We start from the raw sequence: 6,628 nt of genomic DNA on the forward strand, positions 1-6,628 counted from the left end.
TCGTGAGTGTGTTCCCTACCTCGCTAGCGGCCGCAGAATGATCACCGCCAGCGGCGGCAGGGTCAGCTCCAGGCTCGCCGGCTGACCGTGCAGCGGTTGTTCGTTGGCCTCGAGGCGGCCCAGGTTGCCCAGGTTCGAACCGCCGTAGCACGCCGCATCGCTGTTGAAGATCTCTTCCCAGGCGCCGGCTCGCGGCACGCCGACCCGGTACTCGTGCCGCGGCACGGGGGTCATGTTGGCCACTACCAGCAGCGGCTCTGCGTGGGCATCGCAGCGCAGCCAGGCGAACGCGCTGTTGGCGTGGTCGTTGCCGATGACCCAGACGAAGCCGGCCGGGTCGCAGTCGCCCTGGTGCAATGCCGGCTGTTCGCGATACAGCCGGTTGAGATCCCCCACCAGTAGCCGGACCCCGGCGTGGCGCGGCTCGTCGAGCAGCCACCAGTCGAGTTCGCGGTCGTGATCCCATTCGCGCCACTGGCCGAACTCGCAGCCCATGAACAGCAGCTTCTTGCCCGGCTGGGTCCACAGCGTGGCGAGATAGGCGCGCAGATTGGCGAACTTCTGCCACTCGTCGCCGGGCATCTTGTCGAGCAGCGCGCGCTTGCCGTGGACCACCTCGTCATGGGAGATCGGCAGCATGAAGCGCTCGGAGTATGCATAGACCTGAGGAAAGGTCATGTTGTGGTGACCATGGCAGCGGTAGAGAGGATCCTCCGCCATGTAGCTCAGGGTGTCGTGCATCCAGCCGAGGTTCCACTTGTAGGCAAAGCCCAGCCCACCCTCGGGTACCGACCGGGTCACGCCGGGCCAGGCGGTCGACTCCTCGGCGATGACGGCGGCGTCGGGCACCTCCTCGGCCACCACCTGGTTGAGGTGGCGCAGGAAGTCGAGCGCTTCGAGATTCTCGTGACCGCCATGGCGGTTGGGAATCCACTCGCCGTCGCGCCGCGAGTAGTTGCGGTAGATCATCGAGGCCACCGCATCCACGCGCAGGGCGTCGATGTGATAGTGCCTGAGCCAGTGCAGGGCGGAAGAGAGCATGAAGCCGTGCACCTCGCGCCGGCCCAGGTTGTAGATGTAGGTGTTCCAGTCCTGATGGAAGCCCTCATGAGGATGCTCGTACTCGTACAGGGCGGTGCCGTCGAAACGCGCCAGGCCGTGGGCGTCGGTGGGGAAATGGGCCGGCACCCAGTCGAGGATCACGCCGAGCCCCGCCCGGTGGCAGGCATCGACGAAGAAAGCGAAATCCGCCGGCGAACCGTGGCGTGCGGTAGGCGCAAACAGCCCCAGCGGCTGATAACCCCAGGAGCCGCCGAAGGGGTGCTCCATGATCGGCAGCAGCTCGATGTGGGTGAAGCCCATCTCGCTCACATAGGGGATCAACTGCTCGGCCAGCTCCCGCCAGTCGTAGAGTTCGCCCTCGTTGCCGCCGTGCTTGCGCCACGAGGCAGCGTGCACTTCGTAGATGGCGATCGGCCGGTCGGGGGCGAGCGTCTCGCCGCGCCGGGCGAGCCAGGCCTCGTCGTGCCACTCGAAATTCTCGATATCGGCCACTTTCGAGGCGGTGCCGGGCGGCAGTTCGCTGGCCAGCGCTACGGGATCGGCTTTTTGCACGACGTGCTCATGGGCGTCCACCAGTTCGTATTTGTAGGCTTCGCCCGACTGCAGACGCGGCACGAACAGCTCCCACACGCCGGCCTGGTGGCGCAGGCGCATGGGGTGGCGACGGCCGTCCCAGCCGTTGAAGGCGCCGATGACCGAGACACGCCGGGCGTTGGGCGCCCACACGGCAAAGCGCACGCCCGCCACGCCGTCGATCTCCATGAGTTGGGCGCCCAGGCAGCGGCCGAGGTCGCGATGGGTGCCCTCGCCGATCAGGTGCAGGTCGATGTCGCCGAGCAGGAGGCCGAAGCTGTATGGGTCTTCCGTCTCCTGAACGCCGTCGGGCCAGTGGATGCGCAGCCGGTAGGGGAAGATCTCGCTCAGCGCGATGACGAACAGCCCCGCTGTGCCGAGTTCGGTAAGGCGGCCCTCGATACGCTCGCTGTCACGCCGCAGGACGTCCACGCCCTGGGCGCCGGGAACGTAGACCCTGAGTGCGTACCCATCTCCCTGCGCGTGCAGCCCCAGCACTGCGAAGGGGTCGGGATGGCGGCCGCTTGCCAGCGCCTCGGCATCACGGCGGGGCAGGGCGGCGCTGGCAGCGCTCGCTTGCTGCTCGCTCGGCTTCGTTTCCCAATCATCACTACAGGCCATCAGTTCCGTCATGTGCCCTTCCGTCGAGAGGTGGTCGTGTTCATGGCGCCTGCTCCAGTTCGAGCATGACCAGCGAGCGTCCGAGCATGGCGTACTCCTCGCCGAAGGCGCGCAGGCCGGCATCGGGCGGTGTGCTGTCACGCGTATCGAGCCGGCACACCCAGCCGTTGCCGCGGGGTACGTCGGGCAGGCAGAAGGCGATCGGTTCGGGGCTGGCGTTGAACAGGATCAGCAGCGAGCGGTCGTCGCCTGCGCGGCGAATGCCCGAGGGGCGGGCGCGGCCGTCGAGCAGCAGGCCGAGACAGCGCGCTTGTGGATCCTCCCAACGCTGCACGTCCATCTCGCTACCGTCGGCAGCCAACCAGGTGACCTCCCTGAGTCCCATCTCCTCGTTGTACTCGCCGGAGAGAAAGCGGCCGCGGCGCAAAATGGGATAGCGCAGGCGCAGGGCGATCAGCCGGCGCAGGTAATCGATCAGGTCGTGGGCGTCGCCCTCCAGGTTCCAGTCAAGCCAGCTCAGCTCGTTGTCCTGACAGTAGGCGTTGTTGTTGCCGCGCTGGGTGCGCAGCAGCTCGTCGCCGGCCAGCAGCATCGGCGTGCCCTGGGAGAACAGCAGCGTGGCGAGGAAGTTGCGAATCTGGCGCAGGCGCAGCGAGTGGACGTCCGGGTCGTCGGTGGGTCCCTCTTCGCCGTGGTTCCAGGAGAGGTTGTGGTCGTGGCCGTCGCGGTTCTCCTCGCCGTTGGCCTGGTTGTGCTTGTCGTCGTAGGCGACCAGGTCGTGCAGGGTGAAACCGTCATGGGCGGTGACGAAGTTGACCGAGGCGAAAGGGCGGCGGCCGCGGCGGTCGAACAGGTCGGCCGAGCCCATCAACCGCGAGGCGAACTCGGCGAGCTGGCCCTCGTCGCCGCGCCAGAAGGCACGGCTGGTGTCGCGGAAGCGGTCGTTCCACTCCGCCCAGCCGGGCGGGAAGCCGCCCACCTGGTAGCCGCCGGGGCCGCAGTCCCAAGGCTCGGCGATCAGCTTCACCTGGCTCAGCACCGGGTCCTGGCGGCAGGAGTCGAGAAAGCCGCCGCCTTCGTCGAAGCCGTGGGGCTCGCGGCCGAGGATGGTCGCCAGGTCGAAGCGAAAACCGTCGACGCGCATTTCGGTGGCCCAGTAGCGCAGCGAGTCGGTGACCATCTGCAGTACCCGGGGATGGCTCAGGTTGAGCGTGTTGCCGGTGCCGGTATCGTCGATGTAGTAGCGCGGTTCGTCGGGCAGCAGGCGATAGTAGGAGGCGTTGTCGATGCCCTTGAAGGAGAGGGTGGGGCCGAGATGGTTGCCCTCGGCGGTGTGGTTGTACACCACGTCGAGGATCACCTCGAGATCGGCGGCGTGATAACAGGCCACCATCTGCTTGAACTCATTGATGTTGCTGCCGGAGAGATAGCGCGAATGGGGGGCGAAGAAGCCCAGGGTGCTGTAGCCCCAGTAGTTGCGCAGCCCGCGCTCGAGCAGGTGCTGGTCGTCGACGAAGGCGTGGATCGGCAGCAGCTCCACCGACGACACGCCGAGCGAGCGGATGTAGTCGACCACTTCGTTGACCATCAGCCCCGAGAAGGTGCCGCGCAGCGCTTCGGGCACCGCCGGGTGACGCATGGTATAGCCGCGCACGTGGGTCTCGTAGACCACGGTGCGCTCCCAGGGCTGCTGAACGCCACGGGAGCGGCCCCAGGTGAAGGCGGGGTCGATCACCCGGCAGCGGGGCATGAAGGGGGCGCTGTCGCGGGTATCGAAACTGAGATCGCCGTCGGCATGGCCGATGGTGTAGCCGAACAGCGCTTCGTCCCACACCAGCTCGCCCACGAGCTGCTTGGCGTAGGGATCGAGCAGCAGCTTGTGTGGGTTGAAGCGATGCCCCGACTCGGGCTCATAGGGGCCGTGGACCCGGTAGGCATAGAGCTGGCCCGGGCGGGCATCGGGCAGGTAGCCGTGCCACACCTCGTCGGTGTACTCCGGCAGCTCGATGCGCTCCACCTCATGGGTGCCGCTCGCGTCGAACAGGCATAGCTCGACCCGGGTGGCATGGGCGGAAAAGAGAGCGAAATTGACGCCCAGCCCATCCCAGGTCGCGCCCAGCGGGAAAGGCCAGCCCTCGCGCACGCGCGAACTCCGGATCACCCCGGGTTGTTCATCGATCGCCACGGCGGGGTCGATCTCTTGCGGCTCCTGCCTCGTGTTCATCGTTCGTCGTCCTTGATCGCGGTGGGCGTCTTGCTGCCCTGTGTCGTGCTACGCCTCTCGCCATCTGCGCATGCGCTGCTTACTTGCGCGATTTGCTGCGGCTGCCCGCTGCGGCCTTCTTGCCCGCGGGCGAATCGGCTGCCGCCTTGGGCTTGCTCTCACCGGTCGTCTTGCCTCGTCCCTTGGCCGTCTTGCCCGACACTTGGGAAGTGTCGGTGCCGTCGGGCTGGGTCAGGCCATCGCTCTCGCGGCGCGGCTTGCGTGTACGCCTGGCCGTAGCGGACCCCGGTGGTAGCGGCTCCATGGGCCCCGGGCCGGGCTCCGCCGAGGTTTCCCTGGCCTCTTCGCCGCCACGATTGGCGACCCCCTGATCCTGGGTACCGGTACTGGTCGCCTCCTCGGCCGGCAGCGGGCGGGTCGAGGCCGCGGTAGGTTCGGGCTCGTCCGGGGCCGGGCCGGGGCTGCCGCGATCCTGCACCGGGACGTCCTGGGCCACGTCGCGGTCGTCGCGGTAGGGCAGTTCGTCGAAGTCGGGTTCACCGTCGGGGGGCTCCAGCGGCAGCCGGTTCTCATCGATGCCCCTTTCGTCATCCTCCAGCGGTAGGTCGTCCTCGAGAATGGGTGGCTCGTCAACCGGCTCGCCGACCTCCTCGAGTTCGGCGTCCATGCCCGCCGCCTGCTCCGCGGCGACGATCTTCAGCGCCATGTCCCAGTGGCGCTGCTGCTGCCCTTCGGGTCGTCCTTCCGACTCCCAGATTTCGTAGGCCAGGTTCCGTACGCGCTCTTCGTCAGCCATCCTAGCTCTCCCTTTGCCTGTGCGTGTCTCGTAGGTAGACGCCGACGGGGAAATCCTTCAGCAATTCCCCGGCGGCGACAGTCTCCGTCGTTACTGTCAGGGTGGTACCGGTCAGCGCGCTTTGCCAAGCGCCACGTGCCCCTTGGGGCAGGCAGATGCCGCTGTCGCCCCACTGCGTCGGCGGCACCAGGGGGCGGTCGGCGTCCGTCAGCAGCCCTGCTGACAGCCGCGGCACGACGACCAGCAGTTGCCGATCGGCGTGGCTGCGCAGAAAGGCGATCAGCCGCTCCTCATGCGCGCCGGCGGTGGCCAGCGGCCGATAGTCGCCATGGACGAAAAGCTCGCGCCGCTCGTGGCGCAGCGCAAGCAGGCGTGTGATCAACGCCTGCTTGACGGCGCCGTGGCGCCAGTCGGACAGCGCCTCGCCGAGCGCTTGCTGCCGGTCGAGCGTCGCCAACCGTGCGGCGTGATCGACCGGGCGGCGGTTGTCGGGATCGACCAAGCTGTAATCCCAATATTCGCAGCCCTGATAGAGGTCGGGGATGCCGGGCACGGTCAGCCTCAGCGCCGTCTGAACCAGGCCGTTGAGCGCGCCCGGCAGGTCGAGCTCGCGGGCCGCCGCCTCGATCTCGCGGCACAACTCGGGGCTGGCCAGAAGCCCCAGCAGGTAATCGCGGCAGGCGCTCTCGTAGGCCTCGTCGGGCCACAGCCAGTGCGTGCGCAGCTTGGCTTCGCGCACGGCTTTCTGCTGCCACTGAGCCAGGCGTTCGGCAAATTCATGCATGCCGTCGTCGTCGTGACGTGAGAGCGTCGGCGGCCAGGCGCCGAGCAGCAGCTGGTAGAGGATCAGTTCGTCGCCGGGGCTGGGGGTGGCACCCGAGGGCAGCACCTGGCGCAACGGGGCGGCGAGATCGCGCCAGCGTTCGACACAGGTGGCGAAGTCGGCGGGACTTTCACTCAGCGCGGCAAGACGCGCCCGCACGTCTTCACCGCGCTTGTGATCGTGGGTGGCGGTGGCGACCAGGCCGTGGGGGAAGTGGCGTGCGCGCCAGGCGTTGGTTTCGTGGAACTGGCGTGGCGAGTGGCTGAAATGCTCGCCGTCGAAGCCGACGTCGTTACGCGAGATCAGGGCCGCGCTGCGATAGCCGGCGGTGTCCTCCACGGCCTTGGCGGCCACCGGCGAGGTGAGCTGCTGAAAGCGCACGATGGCGCTCTGGCGCAGCCAGCGCTCCTCGGCGTCTTCGGCGTCGGCGGGGGCTTCGCCGCCCAACCAGCGCTCGAGCCGGGCCAGCACGGCGGCGTCGGGCGGGCTCAGCGCCGTGCGGGCGCCGGCCATGGCTTGCTCGCGATAT

At 68.0% G+C, this 6,628-nt stretch carries 3 protein-coding genes and 1 pseudogene; all 4 read right to left on the minus strand.

Features of this window, described 5'->3' with window-relative positions; translation table 11 throughout:
* Positions 1-15: 15 nt before the first annotated feature.
* Positions 16-2,268: a 1,4-alpha-glucan branching protein GlgB gene (glgB, locus tag B8115_RS07145; RefSeq protein WP_010627090.1), complete on the minus strand. Its 2,253-nt coding sequence runs from the start codon at positions 2,266-2,268 to the stop codon at positions 16-18.
* Between the two features lie 28 nt (positions 2,269-2,296).
* Positions 2,297-4,480: a glycogen debranching protein GlgX gene (gene glgX / locus B8115_RS07150; protein WP_010627091.1), complete on the minus strand. Its 2,184-nt coding sequence runs from the start codon at positions 4,478-4,480 to the stop codon at positions 2,297-2,299.
* Between the two features lie 79 nt (positions 4,481-4,559).
* On the minus strand, positions 4,560-5,276 hold the full coding sequence (locus B8115_RS07155) for a DUF2934 domain-containing protein (RefSeq protein ID WP_010627092.1): 717 nt from the start codon (positions 5,274-5,276) through the stop codon (positions 4,560-4,562).
* Between the two features lies 1 nt (position 5,277).
* Positions 5,278-6,628, minus strand: a pseudogene (locus B8115_RS07160) (malto-oligosyltrehalose synthase); the annotation flags it as partial.

It is taken from the genome of Halomonas sp. KM-1, assembly GCF_000246875.1.
Taxonomy (GTDB): domain Bacteria; phylum Pseudomonadota; class Gammaproteobacteria; order Pseudomonadales; family Halomonadaceae; genus Halomonas; species Halomonas aerodenitrificans.

Coding starts and splice junctions, on each gene's coding strand:
- glgB (WP_010627090.1), bottom strand. CDS start 2,268: ATGACGGAACTGATGGCCTGTAGTGATGATTGGGAAACGAAGCCGAGC.
- glgX (WP_010627091.1), bottom strand. CDS start 4,480: ATGAACACGAGGCAGGAGCCGCAAGAGATCGACCCCGCCGTGGCGATC.
- B8115_RS07155 (WP_010627092.1), bottom strand. CDS start 5,276: ATGGCTGACGAAGAGCGCGTACGGAACCTGGCCTACGAAATCTGGGAG.